We start from the raw sequence: 19569 nt of genomic DNA, 5'->3' as shown, positions 1-19569 counted from the left end.
GGTGTGCTGTCCAGGCCGCTCAGCGCACGCCGTCGGTGGTGCGGCGGTATGTCGAGCGCCGGTCGTCGATCTGGCGCCAGTGCTGCCCGTAGACGACCCCCTTCACGCCTTCCTCCATGAGGAAGTCGTGCGGGAAGCCCAGCGGTACGGCACTCACCTCGTCGAGACGTGCGACGGCGTCGGCGTCCAGCGTGACGTCCAGGCAGCCGAGGTTGTCCGCGAGCTGTTCCTGCCTGGTCGCGCCGACGATAGGGACGATGTTCCCGGGCCGCTGCCGCAGCCAGGCCAGCGCGACCCGCGCCGGGCTCCAGCCGCCCTGTTCCGCGACCTCCATTACGGCGGTGACGATCGCGTCCGCACGCGGGTCGGCGCCGGCGTCCTGAGGGCTGTCGGCCAGCCTGCCCGAACTGCCCTCGCCCCGCAGGTACTTGCCGGTGAGCCTGCCTCCCGCCAGGGGGCTCCACGCCAGGACCGTCTGGTCGAACGCACGGGCCTGCGGCAGCAGTTCGCGTTCCGGCGTACGTTCCAGCAGGTTGTACTGGAGCTGGGAGCCCGCGAAGGCCGTCCAGCCCCTCAGCTCCGCGAGCGTGCAGGCCTGTGCGATCTCCCAGGCCGCCCAGTCGGACACCCCGATGTAGAGCACCTTTCCGCTGCGTACGAGATCGTCCAGGGCCCGCATGACCTCCTCGACCGGGCTGAAGTGGTCGCGCGCGTGCACCCACAGCACATCGATGAAGTCGGTGCGCAGCCGCGCCAGGCTCGTCTCCACCGACTGGACGAGATTCCTGCGGTGGTTGCCGGTGGCGTTCACATCGCCGGGGCGGGGCGCGCAGGTGTACTTGGTCGCCAGTACGAACTGCTCCCGGCGGCCTTCGAGCAGCTCACCGAGGACGGTTTCGGAGCCGCCGCGGGTGTAGCTGACCGCGGTGTCGATGAAGTTCCCGCCGAGGTCCGCGTAGGCGTCGAGCATCGCCCGGGACGCGTCCTTGTCGGCGCCGCGGCCCGATGCGTCTCCGAACGTCATTGCCCCGAGGCTCAGTTCGCTCACCCGTAGACCGGTCCTGCCGAACAGCGTGTAGCGCATCGTCGTCCCTCTCCGCGTCCTGTGCGTCCAGTGCCTCTCGTATACGAGTCGGTCGTCCGCGGCGCACGCTACGGATTGGAGTGTTCTCCAAGGCAAGCGGTTTTACGGGTACGCGCCGTGCCCTGCCGGGCAAGGCCAGGGTGGGCCGAACTGCCTTGTGCAAGGCCGACGTTCGTCCTCGGGATATTCGGGGTCCTCGGGGTCCTCGGGTTTGTGACGGCCCTGAGAGACCCCGAGGGCCGTCAGGGCACCAGCCAGGGCTCCCGCGGCAGTGGACTGCCCGTCTCCAGGAGGGACTTGAGGTTGGAGAGCACGGCGGCCCAGCCCCGCGCCGCCTCGTTCCGCTCGGCCTCGTCCTTGAGGTCCTCGTGTGTCACGGTCAAACGGACGATCTCGCCATACGGTTCGATGTCGAAGGTGACCCGCGAGGGTTCCTGCGCCCGCGCCGCCTCCGAACCCGACCCGGACCCCGATCCGGACCCGGACCCGGACTCCGCCCGGGTGCCGCCCGGTTCGGCGCCGGGACCGGCGTCGGGATCGGCCCACGTGGTCACCAGCCGGCGGGGCGGCTCGCTCACCTCCACCGTCCCGACCACGTCGGCGATGCCGCTGCCGTCCGTACGCCGGTGCTCCCACGGTGAACCCGCCTGCCAGTCGGAGACGTTGCGGTGTCCCCAGTACGCGCCGGAGATGTCGGCGTCGGTCAGCGCCTGCCACACCTTCTCCGGGGTGCTCTCGATGTAGACGACGTATACGAAGCTCGGTTTCACGGTCATGGCGTTCTCCGCTCGTTGTTTCAGTGCGCTGAGTGAACGCAGGCGCGGGCGTTCGAACTTGTCGATCCACCGCTCCTGAATCGTGTGCAGCGGCACGGGGTTGAGGTAGTGCAGCTTCCGCCTGCCGCGACGCACCGTGGAGACCAGGTTCGCGGTCTCCAGGATTCCCAGATGCTGCGTCGCGGCCTGGCGGGTCATGTCGAGGCGGTCGCACAGCTCGCCGAGCGTCTGCCCGTTGTTCTCGTGCAGACGGTCCAGCAGGTGCCGCCGGGTCCGGTCGGCCAGGGCCTTGAAGACCAGGTCCACGTCATCGCTCACGAAACCATCATGCAAGTAAATGCCTGCATATTCAATTCGTGCAGGTCAGAGCCTTGTGGGGCCCGCCGCGTCGCGTCTTGGCCCGTAATCGCGGTGCGGTGCGAGCCGGCCCCGGGCTAGCGTCCGGACATGCTCCCGCCTCGTGTACGCCCACGGTTCGACGCCGACGAACGCACCCAGCTCGTCGGATGGCTCGGCATGCAGCGCGCGATCATCCACTGGAAGTGCGAAGGGCTCTCGGAGGAGGACGCCCACCGGTCCGTGCTCCCCGCGTCCCCGTATATGACGATGGCCGGTCTCGTCTCCCACATGCGCTGGGTCGAGCACTGCTGGTTCGAGGTGCTGCTGCTCGGAGGGCCCGCGGAGGGGCCGCAGTTCGACGACGGGCCCGAGGACGCGGACATGATGGTCGAGGGTGTGCCGCTGGCCAGGCTGCTCGACGAGTACGAGAAGCAGTGCGCCGTGTCCGACGAGATCATCGCCGCGCACGCCCTTGAGGACATCGGCAGACACCCGGGCTACAAGGCCGATCAGACCTCGCTGCGCTGGATCCTGCTCCACATGATCGAGGAGACCGCCCGTCACGCCGGGCACGCGGACATCCTCCGGGAGCTTCTGGACGGCAGGAAGGGCTACTTCTGAGCGGTGCGGGGGGAGTTCGGCGCCGTGTTCCGCGGTCGGTGCATCGGCGGCCCTCGACCGGTGACCGGTGTCACACTTTCGTGTGTCATACGGGGAGCTGCCCCGGTCCGTGTAGCGAGTGGTGCGGGAACACGCACCGACGCAAGAACACGGGGAGTTACACCATGCGTAAGAGGTTCGCTCTGATCACCGCGACCGTGGGAGCCGCCCTGACCCTCGGCCTCACCGCGCCGGGCGCACAGGCCGCCGTCCCGCAGGACGGCGCCGCCCACGCGAAGGGGCTGAAGGTGCCGGGCGTGGACTGCTCGACCGGTGTCAGCGAGAGCGACGATCTGGAGGGATACGCCAACTGTGACAACAACACGGCAGGCCCGGTCGAGTTCCGCGTGAACCTGGTCTGCGGCGTCGCGCCCGACGTCTCCAGCGAGTGGGTGCGTCTGGAGCCCGGCGCGGGGGCGCAGGCCGTCGCGGGCTGCGCGCCCTACAGCACGGGCATCGGGGGAGTCAGCGCGGAGTCGCGCCCGGCCTGACCCGGTCGCGTCCCGTCCCGCCACGGCACGACCGGTGGCGAGGGCCCCGCACGCCTCGCGCGTGCGGGGCCTTTCCCTGTTCGCGTGCGGGCGCCGCCGCAGGCCCGTCGCAGTCGCGCACACCCGTGAACCCACTCGTCCGCCCCCGCCCGCATCCGCTCAACGTCTCCGCGCGCCAAGGCCGTTGAGCAGCGCCCGTAACACCGCGAGCCGGTGGGCGCGCAGCCGTTCCGCGGCCTTCGACTCGGCCGAAGTCCCCAGGGCCTTACGGGCCGCATGCGCGGCCAGCACCGCGAGGATCAGCCGAACTGCCGCACTGCTGGCGGCGATCGACAGCATCACCCAGGCGGCCGTCTCCGTAGTGAGCATCTTCGATCACACCTTCACGGTCGGGTCGAAGACCTGTCTAACGCGGCCGCCGGACCGCCCGCAGCAGCGCAGCCGCGCGGTATATGTGCCGTCTGGGCCCCGCAAAGGACACAGCGCAAACCTCCGCGCAACTGCGCCCCTGTCCTACGGGCACGGACCCGGCAAGTATTGCGGGCATGGCGAACACCGACGAGCCGCGGGCCCCGAGAGGCAGGAAGCGCGACCTGCCCTTCCCCTACGACCGTGATCTGTCACCCGTGCTGCGCAACCTCAACCGCCGTACCCGCCCCTTCCGGGTACGCCTCGCCAACGACCCCGTCACGGCTGCCTACTTAGCGGCCGGGATGCGGCTGCTCGCCCGCCACCTCGGCCCGGGCGGCGGCACCGGCGCGGACGGCCGGCGACCGCTGCTCGGCTTCCTCTCGCAGCGGGCCGTGACGGCCGAAGTCGCCAACAATCCCCGCCCGTTCGCCCGCCGGGGCACCGTCTCCGCGATGCGGGACCGCTGGAAGTCGCAGTCCGAGTTCGTGGCCGACCTCATCAACTTCGCCGTGTGGCGGGAGAATTACCGCCCCGGCTACCGCGAACAGCGCGACGTCAACACCGAACGGCTCGTCCACGGGCCGGACTTCGTACGAGCCGTCCACGAGACCGCGTACCAGCACACCGCCGAAGGCGTCGAGATGCCCTCCGTCCGTCTCGGCCTCGCCCTCATGACCGCGTCCGAGGGAGACACCGAGGTACGTGAGGCCATCTCCGCCATGTACGAGGACTATCTGGGCTCCTGGAAGAAGCTCTACGCGGACGTCATGCGCGAACGCGGCCTCCGCCTGCGCCCCGGCCTCACCCTCGACGACCTCGCCAACGCGCTGTCCGCCGCCACCGACGGCATGACCTTGCGCGCCATCGGGGACCCGGGCGCGGGCGTCCTCGACGACGAGAGACGCCGCTCCCTCATGGGCACCGTCGCCCTCGCCGTCATCCACGCCTTCCTGGAACGCGACGACGACGCCGACGGACTCACCCTGGAACAGGCGGTGGCGGCGAGATTCGGCAACGGGGCGTAGGAGGAGGGGGACTTGGGGCCGTCCTCGACGGCTCGGCGCATCTGATGGCCCGCGTCATGGAGGACTCGCACGATCAGCAGTCCGGGTCTGGTCAACACGGGGTGGATCAGGTCCGGTTACAGCGGAGACAGCGGAGACAGCGGAGACAGCGGAGACAGCGGCGGCGAGTGCGTCGAGGTCGCCCGACTCACCGCGCCTCGCGGGGCCCCGTCGCCGTACGGGACTCCAAGAACCCCGAGGGACCTCGACTCACCTTCCCCGCCGCCGCGTTCGCGCACCTCATCCGGTCCGTTGCCGACCGCCGTCGAGACGTTTGGCCATGATCACCTCGTGCTGACCGCCGGGGAGCGGGCTGCCCGTCTCCCCCGTCTCCTCGAAGCCGTGGCGGCGGTAGAGGGCGATCGCGCGGGCGTTGCCGGGCAGTACGGCCAGCCGCAGAGTCCCCGCGCCCGAAGCGATCGCCCACTCCTCGACGGCCCGCATCAGCCGGTCGGCCACGCCGCGGCCCCGGCCCCTGGCGCCGACCCACAAGGAGCGCAGGCGGGCCTCACCCTCGGCTTCGCCCGGTGTGCCGCCCGCCATGCCGACGGGCTCTCCGTCGAGGAGGGCGAGCAGGTCGTACGAGCCGGGAATGCTCAGCCGGTCCCGCCAGCGCTCCTCGCGGTCCCCGTCGCCCTGCCAGTCGGCGAGGCGGGCCGTGAACGCGTACGGTGCGTCGGCGAGCGCCGCGAGGCGCAGGGAGCGCCAGCTCCGCCAGTCGTCCGGTGTCAGTACTCGAAGCTCGATCACGACCGGAGCCTGCTGCCACGGGTCGGCGTGGGGCAACCGGTCTCGCCGTGAAGGGCCCTCTCCCGTCGACGGGGGCCCTCTCCCGTCGACGGTTCAGGACCGTCGACGACCCGTGTATGTCCGCCGCCCTGCGGCCCGCCGACACCCTACGTACCGGTGCCGCCGGGCAGCGTCCGGGCCCGGCCCACCCGGGTGAGCTCAGTCACCCTTGCGCAGCTCTCCGACCGCACGGTCGAAGGCCGAATCGCGGTCGTGCTCGAACTCCTCGTCCGTGAAGACGGGTTCGGCGATGTGCGGCGGTATGCCCGTGCCGTCGAAGGTACGGCCCTCGCGGGTTCGGAACTCCTCGTTGGGCAGCAGGAAGCTCCAGCCGTTGGGCAGCCGGCGTTCCAGGGTGTCGGAGAAGACGCCCTGCGTGCGCTGCCCGATCCGCACCGTACGGCCGGACCGTTCGAGAAGCGCCTGTGTGAACGTCTCGCCCGCGCTGAGCGTGGAACCGCCCGTGAGCACCGCGACGGGCCCGGTGTAGCGGGGCCGTCCCGGCGCGGGCCGCACATACGCGGGCTGGGGGCGGGTGAAGCGTCCCGGGTCGTACGGGTCGTTGCGTGCGGCCTTGGCGTAGGCGAAGTGGGGGCGGCCGGTCAGCCGGGCGGCCAACTCCAGGCCCAGGCTGTCCGATCCACCGCCGTTGATGCGCAGATCGACGATCAGGCCCTTGAGGCGCGCGATGCGCTCCGACGTCAGTACGGCGTCCAGGGAGCGGCGCAGCTCGGCACGGTCGGCCGCGTAACTGCCGTCCTCGGTATAGCCGGTGAAACCGGAGACACGGAGGTAGCCCTGACCGCCGGGCAGATCGGCGTAACCGATGCGACCGCCCGCGAACTGCCGCAGCCCGCGCCCCCCGAGATCACGCTTCTCGATGAACTTCCGTACTTCGGCGTCGAGTTCGGGCGTCGGCATCCGGGTCCCGGGACGTACGCGGGAGAAGGTCCCGGTGTCCCCGGCGAGCACGGCCACATGTGCGTCGTGAAGCGGTGCCACCATCTCCCGGAACGTGGCGAAGAGCCGGTCCGGAGTAGTGCCGGAGTGGACGCGCGGGCGGTAGCGGTCGCGCACGGCGTGCCAGTCGACGCCCTTGGCCTCGAAGAACGGGTAGTTCTCCTCGAACGTCTGCCAGAAGACGTCGAAGGCGTGCACGGGATCGCCGGGCATCTCGCGGGCGCAGGCGGCGGGCAGCGCCTTGACGCGCCGCAGCACGCGGTCGCCGGGAGAGCCGTCGACGTGCATCGACGCCCGGCTACGGCTGCCCCGGTCGTACCGCAGCGTGAAGCTCGTCCCGTCCCGCTGCTCGTAGTGCGCCGCCGTCCCGTTGCGCACGCGTACGCGCTTCGCCGAACTCCCCTTCAGACAGCCCGCGTTGGAGGTCTGGTACTCGCGGACACGGTCCCGGCCTACGGACAGCACGGTGCCGTAGCCGTCCATGCGCCACACGCCCACCGGGGTCGCCGCACGGGCGGTGTCCGCACCGTCCCGTGAAGGCTGAGCGGCCTGTGCGGCGGGAAGCACCACCCCGGCGGTCACGGCGAGCAACGCGGCGACGGCCGTGGTCACCCGAGCCCGAACCCGAGTCCTTCCGGCGGCGTCGGTCCGACGGCCGCATTCGGCGCCGCGGACACCGTCGTAAGCACCCCCGTCGCCCTCCCCGTCGCCCTCAATTCCCCTGAACCACATGGTCGTTATCCCCCGTCGGTCGATGAGCCTGCTGAGTCCGTACGGACATGCTCGACCTGGGAGCGGGGGCGACGACATCCGGCAGTCCGGCCGCCCGGGGGTGGGGGAAGCCCCCGGGCGGCCAGTGCAGAGCCCGCCCGCACACGACGGGCGGGCGTCACGCACGCGCCTTGCCCGCCCGCATGAACGACCTGGGCGTCGGCCGCCGTCAGGCGGCGGCGAGGCCCGTCGGCTCACTCAGGCGACGGCGTGCTCCTTGAGCGCGGTGATCACCTGGCGGGCGGTCTCGGCACTGGACTGCGGGTTCTGGCCGGTGATCAGATTGCCGTCGGTCACGACCTTGCTCGCCCACGCCGGGCCGGTCTCGACGATCGCGCCGAGATCGCGCAGCCTGCTCTCCACGAAGTACGGCACCGAGTTCCCCAGGCCCTGCCGCTCCTCCTCGTCGGAGAAGACGGTCAGCCTGCGCCCGGCGAAGGCGAAACCGGCGCCGGTGTCGCGGCTCTCGCCGCTCGCACCGCTCGCGCTGAGCAGACCCGCGGGACCGTGGCACAGCGCCGCGACGATCTTGCCGTTCCGGTCGGAGGCGGTCAGCAGACGGCCGAGGTCGGCGTCGTGGGCCAGATCCTCCATCGGCCCGTGACCACCGGGTATGTACACGCCGTCGTAGTCGGCCTCCTTCACATCGGCGAGAGCCAGCGGCTTCGCCAACTCATCGGTGATGGAGTCGAGATACGAGCGGAACTCGGCGGCTGCTCCCTCGTCCACGCCGCCGCGTTCGTCGAGGCTGATCGGGTCGACAGTGGGCCGTGCACCGCCCGGGGAGGCGATGTCGACATCGAGGCCCGCGTCGCGCAGCACACGGTGCGAGACGGCGACCTCCTCGGCCCAGAATCCGGTGGGGTGGGCCGTGCCGTCGGCCAGTGTGAGGCGGTCGGCCGCAGAGACGACCATAAGGATCTTCGCCATGGCGGATCTTCCTTCTCTCGCTTTGGCACCGGTGCTGTGCCGGTGTCCGTCCGTCCTCCACTTCAACACTCGCAGACCTAGGAATTCCTCCGCTAACCTCGGCGCTGTCATCACTTTTCTTATGGATGACAGATGCGGGCATCTGTCATCTGTCAGTCGTCATCTGACAGCCGTCAGCCGTTATCTGTCATCCGTCATCCGACGTCTGCCATCTGTCATCTGACAGTCGTCGTCCGCCGTTATCCGTCACCTGTCAGTCGTCAGCCGCTATCTGTCATCTGCCATCGCTGATCTGTCATCGGTCACCCGTCATCTGTCATTGGTCACCCGTCACCCGTCAGTCACCATCTGCCAGCCGCCGATCGTCAGTTGACGACCGACCCGCCGAGGAGCGCACGTGCCCGACCTCGATCTGCTCTCCACCTTCCTGGAGATCTACAGGGGCGGTTCGATCACCGCCGCCGCGGCCCGGCGCGGGGTGAGCCAGCCTGCCGTCAGCGGACGGCTGGCCCGCCTGGAGGAGCAGATCGGCGAGCCTCTCTTCGTACGCTCTCGCCGTGGCGCCATCCCCACCGAGCGCGCCTACGAACTGGCCAGGCGGATCGGCACCCATCTCGACGAACTCAACGGCGCCCTCGACTCCGGCGACGCCGACGGGCTCGGCCACCGCGGCACGGTCCATCTTGCGGGCCCCTCCGATCTGATGGCCCTCCGTGTGGTCCCGGCTCTCGCCCCGCTCACCGCCCGTGGCCTACGGCTGCGGATCACGCTCGGCCTCGCGGAGGAACTGCTGGCGGCGCTCGCCGCCGCCCGCGTCGATCTGGTGGTCTCCTCCGTGCGGCCCCGGCTGGAGAACATCTCCGCGACGCCTTTCGCCGACGAGGAGTTCGTGCTGGTGGGCCCGCCCTCCCTGGCCCGTACCGTCGACCAGGCCCGTCTCGCCGCCGAACCCGTCCGCGCGCTGGCCCATCTGCCGCTCGTGGCCTACGGGGAGGAGCTGCCCATCGTCCGCCGTTACTGGCGCAGCGAGTTCGGCCGCCGCCCGCCGAACCCCGTGGCCGTGACGATGCCCGATCTACGTGGCGTACTGGCCGCCGTGGTCGCGGGCGCCGGGGTGTCCGTACTGCCCCGCTATCTCGCCGAACCGGCGCTCGCCACAGGCTCGGTGGAGGCGCTGCACCAGCCCCGGGTGCGCCCGCTCAACACCCTCTATCTGGCGAGCCGCGGCGGCGCCCCCGCCAACCCCGCCGCAGCCGTTGTCCACCGCCATCTCACCGAGCGCGCCCGCGAGTGGGAGCTGCTCTAGCCCTGGACACGCCCGCCCGGCGCGGCAAAGCCCCTACGACCCCTACGACCCCGTACGACGAAGGTCCCGGGAGGCATCGAGCCTCCCGGGACCTTCTGACGCAGAACGAACGCGGGCCTCAGGCCGTGATCTCGACGGCCTCAGGCCGTGACCTGGTCGGCGTCCTCCGGGTCGGCCGACGCGCCGCCGTTGACGGGTGCCTCCAACTCGGCTTCCTCCGCGGCCTCCTGGGCCTCGGTCTCGCGCTGGCCGGGGATGTCGTTCGTACGGCGGGCGACCCGCTCGTTACGGGCGACCGTGGCCTCGCACAGCGCGATCGCAGCCTGGTTGAAGCGCTTCATCGACGGCGGCTCCGCCGGGCCGAGGAGGTGGACCTTCAGCTCCGCACGCGCCTTGGCGAGGGTGTCCTTGGCCGGGTCGCGTACGGACTCCAGCAGCGCCGGGATCTCCTTCGCCTCGGGGGAGAGGATCGCCGCCGCGCGTACGGTGGGGAAGCCCGCACGGAACTCGTCCTCGCTCAGCCCGCTGGTGTTGGCGACCGCGTAGGGCTTCTCGCTCGTCAGATAGTCCGAGACGACGGACGACACATCGGAGATCAGCAGGTCGGACTGGTTGAAGCAGGTGTAGATCGCCGGGCGCGGGCCGGTGATGATCTGGTGCTCCCACTCCGGGAACGAGGCCCAGTTGGCGGCCTCCCACTCGGCAGTCGCCGCCGCGACGCGCTCCGCGCGGTCCGCCTCCGGGGTGGACTGGAGCATCATCTTCTCCACCTCGTCCGCTCCACGGCGGAAGGCGGTGGTGGTCAGCTCGTCCAGTTTCCTCGTGCAGCGCTCGAGTTCGGCCGCGGCCTCGGGTCCCGGACGCTCGCCGGAGCGCCTGGCGTTGGCCTCGGTGATCATCTCCTGGATGCGGGCGTTGGCGGCGCCCGCACGCGGGTCGACGGAGCCCGTCATGGGGTGCGGCTTGTACAGCAGCCGCACGCCCGGGTCCTCCAGCAGGGCGCGGACGATGTTCTCGCCGGCGAGGATGATCGAGGTGTTGCCCGGGTCGTTCGTCCAGCCCTCCCAGGTGGGGGCGTAGAGAACGGTGGTGTACGTGCCCTTCGGGGGGCCCGCGTAGGGCTCGATCGGGGAGAGCTGCGGGCGGCCGACCTCGACCACGTCGCGGTCGTCAACGCCGATGTCGGCGAGCTGGTAGCGCTCGCGGGCGGCGGGCCCTGCGACCCAGACCTCGTCGTATGCCTTGGCATAGGGGTTGCAGGAGGAGAGCTTGTCGCTCTCGCCGTGGTTGATGAAGGCGTGCTTGATGGTGGGGATGCGCAGCACCTGCGAGGTCTTGCCGGAGTTCGCGGGGTGCAGCATCACCTTCAGCGTCGAGTGCTCAAGGTGCATCAGGTGCGCGACCTTCGGGATGCAGATGATCGGGACGTCCGTCGCGTCGATCTTCTGCACCATGAAGCGCTCGCGGAGCACGATGACGGGGTTGCCGTCGAGTTCGGCGAGCGTGGAGAGCCACATGTTCGCCTGGTAGGCGGAGGTCGTGCCGCCGGAGAAGTACATGCCGACCGTCGGCTTGTACTTCGCCAGCCAGCGGTCCAGCCACTCCAGCGCCTGCTGCTCGTTCGCGTGGCGCTTCTTCGGGAGCATCCAGGTGCCCAGGTAGAGGGCGCCGCCCAGCGACAGCGCGACGCTCAGCCCGAGGCCGACGATGCCCCAGATCTCGTCCGCGAGGCCCGCGCTCAGCATCAGGCCGACCGTGGAGGGGATCGAGAAGCGCAGCAGACGGCGGCTGGGCTGGCGTGCCAGCAGACGCGGCGGCGCGATCGTCAGCCGCAGGTCGGAGGCGTCGATGTTGCGGGTGAGGATCGGCAGTGTGCGGCTGCGGCGCACGAACTGGGCTACGCCCTGGCAGAGGAAGTGCGCGGCGTACGCGACGAGCAGCAGAAGCGTGAGGGGACGCTCGATGTCCGGGGGGACGTCGGGGATGCGGACCAGGCCGATGACGATGAGCATGTCGCGCAGCAACTGGCGTGTGGTCACGTCGAAGCGGACCTTGCCGAGCAGGGCGAGCAGGCCGGGCTGCTTGTGCGTGAGGTAGATGTCGAGCGAGATCCCCGCCACGGAGGCGACGATGAAGACCGGCACGTTCGGCAGCAGCGCGCCCGCGAGCTGAGCGGCGTAGAAGACCGTCAGTGCGAGCAGCGCCGTCAACTGGACGGCGCGTCGGGTGGAGAGACCGGCAGAGGGCACGGGACTGGACTCCTGGCAGGAGGTCGAGGGTCGGGCTGGAAACCGGCCGGTGGGGGTGGCGGCCGTGGTCGACCACTGACCGTATGCCGGGCACGGGGCCGGTGACAATCTGCGTCGGTGTGTACTGAGTCGATACGCGGACAAAGGTCATTATCCCCACCCGTCCACTGGTCGGAACGGACGAGCGCCGCCGTGCGGCACTCCCGTAGATTGCGAGACCGGGGTGGCGCGGCGGGTGCGGCTCAGGCGCCGGGCGGGGCCAGCGGGGCGGCGTGGACGGCTGGAAATGCACGGGACGTTCTCCGCGTCGTGGCGCGTCGCAGGCCTATGGAGACGAACGTGAACGGAAGCGCACAGGCGTGACAGAGGGAACAGGCGGGCAGCGGGACGTGGACGGCGGCGGTACGGCAGCGGGCGCGGGGTCGCGACGCGGCGGGCACGCGGAGCGCCCGGCGCACGTACGGGACGTCCCGGACGTGCGGGCCGAGGTGGCGGGCGCGCGGCGCGTCGTCGTCAAGGTCGGCTCCTCCTCGCTCACCACCGCAGCGGGCGGGCTCGACGCGGACCGTGTCGACGCCCTCGTAGACGTACTCGCCAAGCACGCCGCACCCGCACCGGAGGGCGCCCGCGCGGGCGCGGCCGGCGGAGGGCCCGATGCGAACGGTCCCGCGAACGGTTCCGCGAACGGGGCTGCGGGCGCACCGCAGCGGGAGATCGTGCTCGTCTCCTCCGGAGCCATCGCCGCCGGGCTCGCACCGCTGGGCCTGCCGAAGCGTCCCCGCGATCTGGCGCGGCAGCAGGCGGCGGCCAGCGTCGGGCAGGGACTGCTGGTCGCCCGCTACACCGCTTCGTTCGCGCGCTACGGCCGCCGCGTCGGCCAGGTGCTGCTCACCTCCGACGACACCAGCCGCCGCGCTCACTACCGCAACGCCTACCGGACGCTGGAGCAGCTTCTGGCGATGGGGGCGGTGCCCGTCGTCAACGAGAACGACACGGTCGCCACGGAGGAGATCCGCTTCGGCGACAACGACCGTCTCGCCGCGCTCGTAGCCCATCTCGTAAGGGCGGACCTGCTGGTCCTCCTCTCCGATGTCGACGGCCTCTACGACGGCGACCCGGCCTCGCCCGGCACCTCCCGCATCACGGAGGTCACCGGCCCCAGCGATCTGGAGGGCGTCGAGATCGGCAGCGCGGGCAGCGCGGGCGTCGGCAGCGGCGGCATGGTGACCAAGGTGGAGGCGGCTCGTATCGCGGCGGCGGCCGGAGTGCCGGTGGTGCTGGCGTCGGCCACGCACGCGGCGGACGCGCTGGCGGGCCGCCGCACCGGCACGTACTTCCACCGGACAGGGCGCCGCGCCGCGGGGCGGCTGCTGTGGCTGGCGCACGCGTCGACTCCGAGGGGTGCGCTGACGCTGGACGACGGCGCCGTACGGGCCGTGGTGCAGCGGCGCATGTCGCTGCTGGCCGCGGGAATCGCGGGTGTCGAGGGCGATTTCGCCGCCGGCGACCCGGTCGAGCTGCGGGACGCGCGGGGTACGGCGGTGGCACGGGGCCTGGTCAACTTCGACGCCAAGGAGATTCCGCAGTTGCTGGGCCGCTCGACGCCGGAGCTGGCGCGCGAGCTGGGTCCCGCGTACGAGCGGGAGATCGTGCACCGGGACGATCTGGTGCTGCTCGACTCCTGAGGCGCGCGACTGCCGAGTCCTGGGGCGCGGGGCTGAGCTGCGACTGAGCCGCGGGTCGAGAGGCGCCCCCGCTCGGCGGCCCGCTCGGCCCCTCGGTCGGCGCCCTGGCGTGAACGGTTCGTGCAGAGGGCGGGGGAGTGGTGTCCGAACCGTCATCGGCTCGCGGAAAAGTCAAGCCTTTCCACGGGGACCTTGCGGAAAACGGCCACGCGGCCGGTCCCGGGCTGGTCAACTTTGTACAGGGGGTCGTGCGGCAGGCCGACGACGCCCGGATTCAGAGCAGCCCACCGGACGAGGAGGCCAACCGTGAGACGGCTGGTCAGCGTTGACACCGAGCAGCGGGCCGAATCACGTACGGGAGGCGCGGATGCCGAAAGGCGTGAACATGCCCGTCTGTGGCACATCACGCTGAGCGTCGCCGGTGAGGAAGCACCCCTGAAGGAGGTACGGCGGGCTCTGGAACAGCTCGCCTACGACCATCCCTTTCTGCTGAACAGCCGGTACGCGAACGATCACGCCGAGATCCGCTACTGGGAAGAGGCCCGCGACCTGCACGACGCCGCCGCCGTCGCGCTCCGGCTGTGGGGCGAGCACCGCACCTCGGCGAAGCTGCCGCCGTGGGAGATCGTCGGCCTGGAGGTCATCGGCCGCGAGACGTACCAGCAGCGGGTGGCCGAGGGGTACGGCCCGCCGCCCGCGGCCTCGATGGGCGTCCACCCCTTCTAGACCGCCCCTTCCAGGCGCCGTCTTCCCCGCGCGTCTTCCAGACGGCCGGACACATCCCTGCCGCCGTCTCACCGCCGTCTCCATGCCGTTCCTCCGCCGTGCGCACCGCCGTTCCCGGTACCGTCCCGCACGCTGGACGGCCGCATGCCGTGTCACACACGTCGCCTAAGCTCGGGGCCATGAGCGCACCGCAGAATTCGCCCGTCGTCGAGACCGCCCGCCGTGCCAAGGAGGCCGCAGCCGAGCTGGCCCCGCTGCCGCGTACGATCCGGGACGCCGCGCTGCTCGCCGTCGCCGACGCGCTCATCTCCCGCACGGACGAGATCGTCGCAGCCAACGCCGCCGACGTGGACAAGGCCCGCGCCTCCGGCACCCCGGACGCCATCGTCGACCGGCTGACGCTCACGCCGGAGCGCATCGCGGCCATCGCCTCCGACGTGCGTGACGTCGTAGCCCTCCCCGACCCCGTCGGCGAGGTCGTGCGCGGTTCGACGCTGCCCAACGGGCTCGAACTGCGCCAGGTCCGCGTCCCCCTCGGCGTCGTCGGCATCGTCTACGAGGCCCGCCCCAACGTCACGGTCGACGCCGCCGCGCTGTGCCTGAAGTCGGGCAACGCCGTGCTGCTGCGCGGCTCTTCGTCCGCGTACGCCTCCAACGGCGCCCTCGTCGAGGTGCTGCGCGACGCCGTCGCCGGTGCCGGGGTGCCCGCCGACGCCGTGCAGCTCGTGCCGGGCGAGACCCGGGAGAGCGTGCGTGAACTCATGCGCGCCCGCGGCCTGGTGGACGTGCTGATTCCGCGCGGCGGCGCCTCGCTCATTCGCTCCGTGGTCGAGGAGTCCACCGTGCCGGTCATCGAGACCGGGGTGGGCAACTGCCATGTGTACGTGGACGAGGCCGCCGACATCGACACAGCCCTCGGCGTCCTCGTCGACTCCAAGGCGCAGCGCCCCAGCGTCTGCAACGCCGCCGAGACGGTTCTCGTACACGAAGGAGTGGCGGAGGAGTTCCTGCCGCGTGCCGTGGAGGCCCTCGCCGGTGCCGGGGTGACGGTGCACGGCGACGAGGCGTGGCAGAAGGCGAGCCCGGACGTGGTCCCGGCGACCGAGGAGGACTGGGGCACCGAGTACCTCTCCTACGACATCGCGGCGGCGGTGGTGCCGTCGCTGGACGCCGCCGTACGGCACATCCGCGAGTGGACCTCGGGCCACACTGAGGCGATCGTCACCCGCGACACCGCGGCCGCTCGCCGCTTCACCGCGCTCGTGGACTCGACGGCGGTGATGGTCAACGCCTCGACGCGCTTCACAGACGGCGGCCAGTTCGGTTTCGGCGCCGAGATCGGCATCTCCACGCAGAAGCTGCACGCCCGGGGGCCGATGGGCCTGCCGGAGCTGACGTCGACGAAGTACGTGGTGACCGGGGACGGCCACACACGCGGCTGAGGTCCGGCCCACCGGCCCGGCCCCCCGGGTCCGGTCGGGCACGGCGCACGGCGAGGTCTCGGCGCACGCCGAGGTCACGCGGCACGGGCGCAAGCGGTGCCCAAGTGGGGGCGCACGGCCTGCGGTTATGCCTCTTGTGATGGAATCCGGCTTCTCCCTGCCCTTATTGACCGCAAAGGTCTACGCTGAACGCGTGCCGGACGACCTGGGGGGCCAGCCGTTCCCGGACGGCGACGAGCCCGAGTACCACCACGGGGCCGCGGACGAGGAGTTCGCCGCCCTGGTGCTCGACGAGGACTTCGTAAGGTCCGCCACCATCCATGAACCCACCGCCGTGGAACGCATATTGGCGGCGGCCCAGTCGCACGCGGAGACCGAGCCGGTCCGCGGCTTCGAGGACGGCTACGGCTACGGGCCGGGCAGGGACGGCGAGTTCGGCCTCGACGACGATCCCGACGGCACCGACGGCGCTCTGGGCCCGGACGGCCTGGCAGGTCCCGAGGACCAGGACGCCGACGAGGACGACGAGGGCCGTTTCGACCGCTCCGACTACACCGAATATCTGGAGCCCGCCGACGGCGAGGAGTACGACCACTACGAGGCATTCGGTCCGGGCGAGCCCTACGGCCCGTACAGCCCGTACGGATACGACTCCTTCGGCGACCCGGGCCGCCACACCCCGTACCAGTACGGCCGTTTCGCCGCCTACGACCAGTACGACCAGTACGGGCAGTACATCCGCTTCGGCATCAACCGCCGCTACGACCCGCGCTTCGACCTGGGCGAGGAACACGGCTCGGACTACCGGCGGCCACGCCCCGCGCACGCGCGGCACAGTGCCTCCTCGCGTCGCCGCCCCTACCGCGGCCACGCACGCTGGCAGCGGCCGGTGGCCTGGCTGCTCGCGCTGATGATGGGCATAGGAATGGTCGCTCTCGCCCTCGGCGCCGTGTACCGCGGCACCTCGCAGCAGCGCCAGGACCCCACGCCTCCGCCCGCGACGACAGGCATCGACTCCTCGGGCACGTCGGGCACTTCCGGCAAGCCCGGCTCCACCGGCACCGGCCGCTACGGCGATTCCGGTGACCCCGCCAAGGGGTACGACGGAGCGCAGCACATGCTGGGCGTCCCCGTGCGGCCCGGCCCCGGCTGAGCCGCTTCCGGGCTACGACCGACCCGCCGCGCGCCACGCCACCCGCGTACCAAAGCGACCCGCGCGCCCGCGACCCCCGCTCTCAGGCCGCCCCGCCCCCGGCTCCGGCAGCCGCGCCCGCAAGGCCCGTACGGTCACCGGCTCGTCACGCCACGGCGACGAGGTGTTCACGAACACGCGAATCAGCACGTTTACCGGAGTACCGAAGCGTTTACGGAACGCCGGGCGGACCTACTCTGTTGGTATGGCCGGGCGAGGCAATCCCCCAGAGGGAACACCCGACGACGCCTCCGGGGGCGACGAGGAATATCGCGACGACTACCGATCCGTCGTCTTCGACGAGTCCTTCATCAAGGCTGCCCGGCTCCAGGAGTACTCCGCGCGGGAACGCATGGAGGACGAGGGCCACGCCGCCGTACGCAACCGCGCCTATCCGCTCGCGGGCGAATCGGCCGACTCGGAGCCGCACGTCCACTACGGCCGTGACTCCATCACCGCTTCACGGCAGGGCATCGTCCTGGTGCTGCTGATCGTCCTCGCCTTCGGCACGGCGATCTACATGGGCATCCGCAATCCGTACCAGGCACCGGCCGATCCGCCCGCCGAGCCGATGCGCAACGCCCTGCTGCCGCTCGCTCCCCGCGACGAGGTGCCGGGCGCCACCCCGGCCGACCTCTTCAAGCACAGCCCGGCGGCCCAGTTCCGCGCGGGCGCCGACGGTGTGACGCTGCCTCCGGCCCGGCGCACACGGCACTTCTCCGAGAGCCAGGTGCTGTCGTCGCTGACGGCCGCCAAGGAGTACATCGTCGCCAGTTCGCTCGACCCGTCGGTCCTCAGCGGCAACGCCGTACGCGATGTGCGGATCATGCTCGACCCGGCGCAGCACGAGCAGTTCGACCAGAGCATGGACCATCCGCGCAACGACGGGCGGCACTCCGCGACGGGCTGGATGGTCCGCTTCGACCCGTCGAAGACGACGCTCGCCGACCCCCGTATCCGCGTCAACGGCACGATGACCGTGCAGGAATCGGGAGCCGACGCGCTGGAGGTCGTAGCGGACCACGTCTTCGTCTACGCCGTGCGCGCCACCGAGGACGGCGACGGCGAGAAGGCGAAGGAGAAGTCGTCCCTCTTCACGGTGCGTCGCGAGGTGCGCTTCCAGGTCGACCGTGAGGATCTGCGGCGTCAGCAGCTCAGCGTGCAGCAGGTGTCGATGCGTGCCGGGCCGCTGCCCTGCTCCGCCGACATGTCTGACGCGCTGGCTCCGCTGCTCGCGGGTGAGAAGGCCAAGGACGACGGTGCGGCCGGCACCGACCCCTATGCACGAGGACGGTCCTCGGCCTCGCTGTGCGGTGTGCTCTCGACCAGTTCACAGCCGAGCCCGGCCGCGAAGGACGACTAGCCGCCGGTGAGTTCCGGATCGGCCGGTGCGGACTTCCGCGTGCCGGGCCCGAGTTGTGCAGTTCTACGACCCGGGTGGTGTGCCGGGCCGTGTTGCCGAGTGGTGGAGCGCGCCGGGCTGCGTCCCCAGCCGCGTGTACGCGGGGACGCCGCCGCGCTCAGGCGGTACCGCCGCCTCCGGAACCGCCGTCGCCGCTGCCGCTGTTGCCGCTGCCGCCGTTGGCGTTTCCGCCGCCACCGCCGCCTCCGCCGCTGTTCCGTCCGGTGAAGGTGTCGCGGAGCTTCCCGCCCAGGTCGCCCGCCCCTCCGGCGATGTCCCGTACGAGGCCCATCAGCGGGTCCTTGCTGTTCTTGAACGTCTCGGTGTAGTGGCCCGCCGACTGCTTGAACGACTCCGAGACCGAGGTCTGCTTGTCGTCCTCACGCCGGTCGTAGTGGCCGTCCATGATGCGCTGGTAGTCGCGGCTCTCGGCCCACTTCTTCAACTCCGCGGCACGCACCGCCGTGAAGGGGTGGCTGCGCGGCAGCACGTTCATGATCTTCAGTACCGAGTCGCGGATGTCGCCGCCCGACTCGTACTCCTCGGCCTGCGCGAGGAAGGAGTCGACGTTCATCTCGTGCAGGTGGTTGCCGCCGGCGAGTTTCATCAGGCCGCGCATCGACGCCTGGAGGTCCTGGCCGACGAGCAACCCCGCACGGTCCGCGGACAGTTCCGACTTACGGAACCACTCGCGGAGCGCCGTCACTATCGCCATGATCGCCATGTTGCCGAGGGGAATCCAGGCGACCTTGAGGGCGAGGTTGGTGAGGAACAGCAAGATCGTGCGGTAGACGGCGTGGCCCGACAGGGCGTGGCCCACCTCGTGGCCGATGACCGCCCGCATCTCCTCCTCGTCGAGCAGCTCCACGAGGCCGGTGGTGACGACGATGACGGGGGCGTCGAGGCCGATGCACATCGCGTTCGGCTTCGGGTCCTGACTGACGTACATCGGCGGGACCTTCTCCAGGTCCAGTATGTAACAGGCGTCCCGCAGCATCGAGTTGAGGTGCGCGAACTGCTCGTCGTTGACGCGCACCGAGTTGGCGAGGAAGAGCAGCCGGAGGCTGCGTTCGGTCACCAGGCCGCTCAGTGCCTTGAAGACCGAGTCGAAACCGCTGAGTTTTCGCAGCGCGACGAGCGCCGAGCGGTCCGAGGGATGTTCGTAAGCCCGGGAGGAGATCCCGGGGAAGCGGCGCCGGTTGCGGCCGGGCAGCCGCTCGGTGCCTGCGTTGTCGCTCATCGCGTTCCCCCTGTCGCTTTCATCACCGTTCACGGTGGGTTGAGGTCAGCCT

18 protein-coding genes are annotated in these 19569 nt (G+C 70.8%); 10 read left to right on the top strand and 8 right to left on the bottom strand.

Annotated features, from left to right (window positions below; genetic code table 11):
• Positions 1-19: 19 nt before the first annotated feature.
• A complete protein-coding gene (locus MMA15_RS07500; RefSeq protein ID WP_241058325.1) occupies positions 20-1084 on the bottom strand; it encodes an aldo/keto reductase in 1065 nt (354 codons plus the stop codon).
• A gap of 242 nt (positions 1085-1326) precedes the next feature.
• The gene (locus MMA15_RS07495; protein WP_241063066.1) at positions 1327-2166 is read right to left on the bottom strand and encodes an ArsR/SmtB family transcription factor; all 840 of its coding nucleotides are present in this window, start codon (positions 2164-2166) and stop codon (positions 1327-1329) included.
• A gap of 141 nt (positions 2167-2307) precedes the next feature.
• Here MMA15_RS07495 and MMA15_RS07490 point away from each other — a divergent pair, with 141 nt between their 5' ends.
• On the top strand, positions 2308-2820 hold the full coding sequence (locus tag MMA15_RS07490) for a DinB family protein (protein ID WP_241058324.1): 513 nt from the start codon (positions 2308-2310) through the stop codon (positions 2818-2820).
• A 164-nt stretch (positions 2821-2984) separates the two neighbouring features.
• Positions 2985-3350, top strand: coding sequence for a hypothetical protein (locus MMA15_RS07485; protein WP_241058323.1), 366 nt, complete (start codon positions 2985-2987; stop codon positions 3348-3350).
• A gap of 159 nt (positions 3351-3509) precedes the next feature.
• Here the strand turns inward: MMA15_RS07485 and MMA15_RS07480 are convergent, their stop codons facing one another.
• Positions 3510-3719 carry a hypothetical protein gene (locus MMA15_RS07480; RefSeq protein ID WP_241058322.1) on the bottom strand — a complete coding sequence of 70 codons (210 nt, stop codon included), beginning with the start codon at positions 3717-3719 and terminating at the stop codon, positions 3510-3512.
• Between the two features lie 176 nt (positions 3720-3895).
• On the opposite strand from MMA15_RS07480, the gene MMA15_RS07475 reads away from it, so the two are divergent.
• Together MMA15_RS07475 and MMA15_RS07470 are read left to right on the top strand one after the other, a co-directional pair.
• A complete protein-coding gene (locus MMA15_RS07475; protein WP_241058321.1) occupies positions 3896-4786 on the top strand; it encodes a hypothetical protein in 891 nt (296 codons plus the stop codon).
• 44 nt (positions 4787-4830) lie between these two features.
• The gene (locus MMA15_RS07470; RefSeq protein WP_308290522.1) at positions 4831-5109 is read left to right on the top strand and encodes a DUF397 domain-containing protein; all 279 of its coding nucleotides are present in this window, start codon (positions 4831-4833) and stop codon (positions 5107-5109) included.
• Here MMA15_RS07470 and MMA15_RS07465 read toward each other — a convergent pair.
• The 3 genes from MMA15_RS07465 to MMA15_RS07455 all read right to left on the bottom strand — a co-directional run bounded on the left by MMA15_RS07465 (position 5066) and on the right by MMA15_RS07455 (position 8275).
• On the bottom strand, positions 5066-5575 hold the full coding sequence (locus tag MMA15_RS07465; RefSeq protein ID WP_241058318.1) for a GNAT family N-acetyltransferase: 510 nt from the start codon (positions 5573-5575) through the stop codon (positions 5066-5068). The genes MMA15_RS07470 and MMA15_RS07465 overlap by 44 nt on opposite strands.
• A 198-nt stretch (positions 5576-5773) precedes the next feature.
• Positions 5774-7186 carry a S41 family peptidase gene (locus tag MMA15_RS07460; RefSeq protein ID WP_241058316.1) on the bottom strand — a complete coding sequence of 471 codons (1413 nt, stop codon included), beginning with the start codon at positions 7184-7186 and terminating at the stop codon, positions 5774-5776.
• Between the two features lie 357 nt (positions 7187-7543).
• Complete coding sequence (locus tag MMA15_RS07455; RefSeq protein WP_241058312.1) at positions 7544-8275, bottom strand: type 1 glutamine amidotransferase domain-containing protein; 732 nt, start codon at positions 8273-8275, stop codon at positions 7544-7546.
• Between the two features lie 397 nt (positions 8276-8672).
• Here MMA15_RS07455 and MMA15_RS07450 point away from each other — a divergent pair, with 397 nt between their 5' ends.
• Positions 8673-9581, top strand: coding sequence for a LysR family transcriptional regulator (locus MMA15_RS07450; protein ID WP_241058311.1), 909 nt, complete (start codon positions 8673-8675; stop codon positions 9579-9581).
• 140 nt (positions 9582-9721) lie between these two features.
• On the opposite strand, the gene MMA15_RS07445 is transcribed toward MMA15_RS07450, so the two are convergent.
• On the bottom strand, positions 9722-11830 hold the full coding sequence (locus MMA15_RS07445) for a CDP-glycerol glycerophosphotransferase family protein (protein WP_241058310.1): 2109 nt from the start codon (positions 11828-11830) through the stop codon (positions 9722-9724).
• A 488-nt stretch (positions 11831-12318) separates the two neighbouring features.
• Here MMA15_RS07445 and proB point away from each other — a divergent pair, with 488 nt between their 5' ends.
• The 5 genes from proB (at position 12319) to MMA15_RS07415 (ending at position 18238) form a co-directional block, all read left to right on the top strand.
• The gene (gene proB / locus MMA15_RS07440) at positions 12319-13515 is read left to right on the top strand and encodes a glutamate 5-kinase (RefSeq protein ID WP_241063065.1); all 1197 of its coding nucleotides are present in this window, start codon (positions 12319-12321) and stop codon (positions 13513-13515) included.
• 306 nt (positions 13516-13821) lie between these two features.
• Entirely contained in the window at positions 13822-14241 is a 420-nt protein-coding gene (locus tag MMA15_RS07435; RefSeq protein ID WP_372498203.1) for a DUF8830 family protein, read from the top strand.
• Between the two features lie 179 nt (positions 14242-14420).
• Positions 14421-15683: a glutamate-5-semialdehyde dehydrogenase gene (locus MMA15_RS07430; protein ID WP_241058308.1), complete on the top strand. Its 1263-nt coding sequence runs from the start codon at positions 14421-14423 to the stop codon at positions 15681-15683.
• Positions 15684-15876: 193 nt separating this feature from the next.
• Positions 15877-16836, top strand: a complete 960-nt coding sequence (locus MMA15_RS28170; protein WP_308290520.1) for an SCO2584 family spore wall biosynthesis protein — start codon at positions 15877-15879, stop codon at positions 16834-16836.
• 244 nt (positions 16837-17080) lie between these two features.
• Positions 17081-18238, top strand: a complete 1158-nt coding sequence (locus tag MMA15_RS07415; RefSeq protein ID WP_241058307.1) for an SCO2583 family membrane protein — start codon at positions 17081-17083, stop codon at positions 18236-18238.
• A 157-nt stretch (positions 18239-18395) separates the two neighbouring features.
• On the opposite strand, the gene MMA15_RS07410 is transcribed toward MMA15_RS07415, so the two are convergent.
• Positions 18396-19517: a M48 family metallopeptidase gene (locus tag MMA15_RS07410; protein WP_241058306.1), complete on the bottom strand. Its 1122-nt coding sequence runs from the start codon at positions 19515-19517 to the stop codon at positions 18396-18398.
• Positions 19518-19569: the final 52 nt, after the last annotated feature.

Origin of the sequence: Streptomyces marispadix, from assembly GCF_022524345.1 — a bacterium.
GTDB lineage: Bacteria > Actinomycetota > Actinomycetes > Streptomycetales > Streptomycetaceae > Streptomyces > Streptomyces marispadix.
The sequence above is the reverse complement of the archived record's forward strand: the minus strand, read 5'-3'. Positions and strand labels throughout refer to the sequence as shown.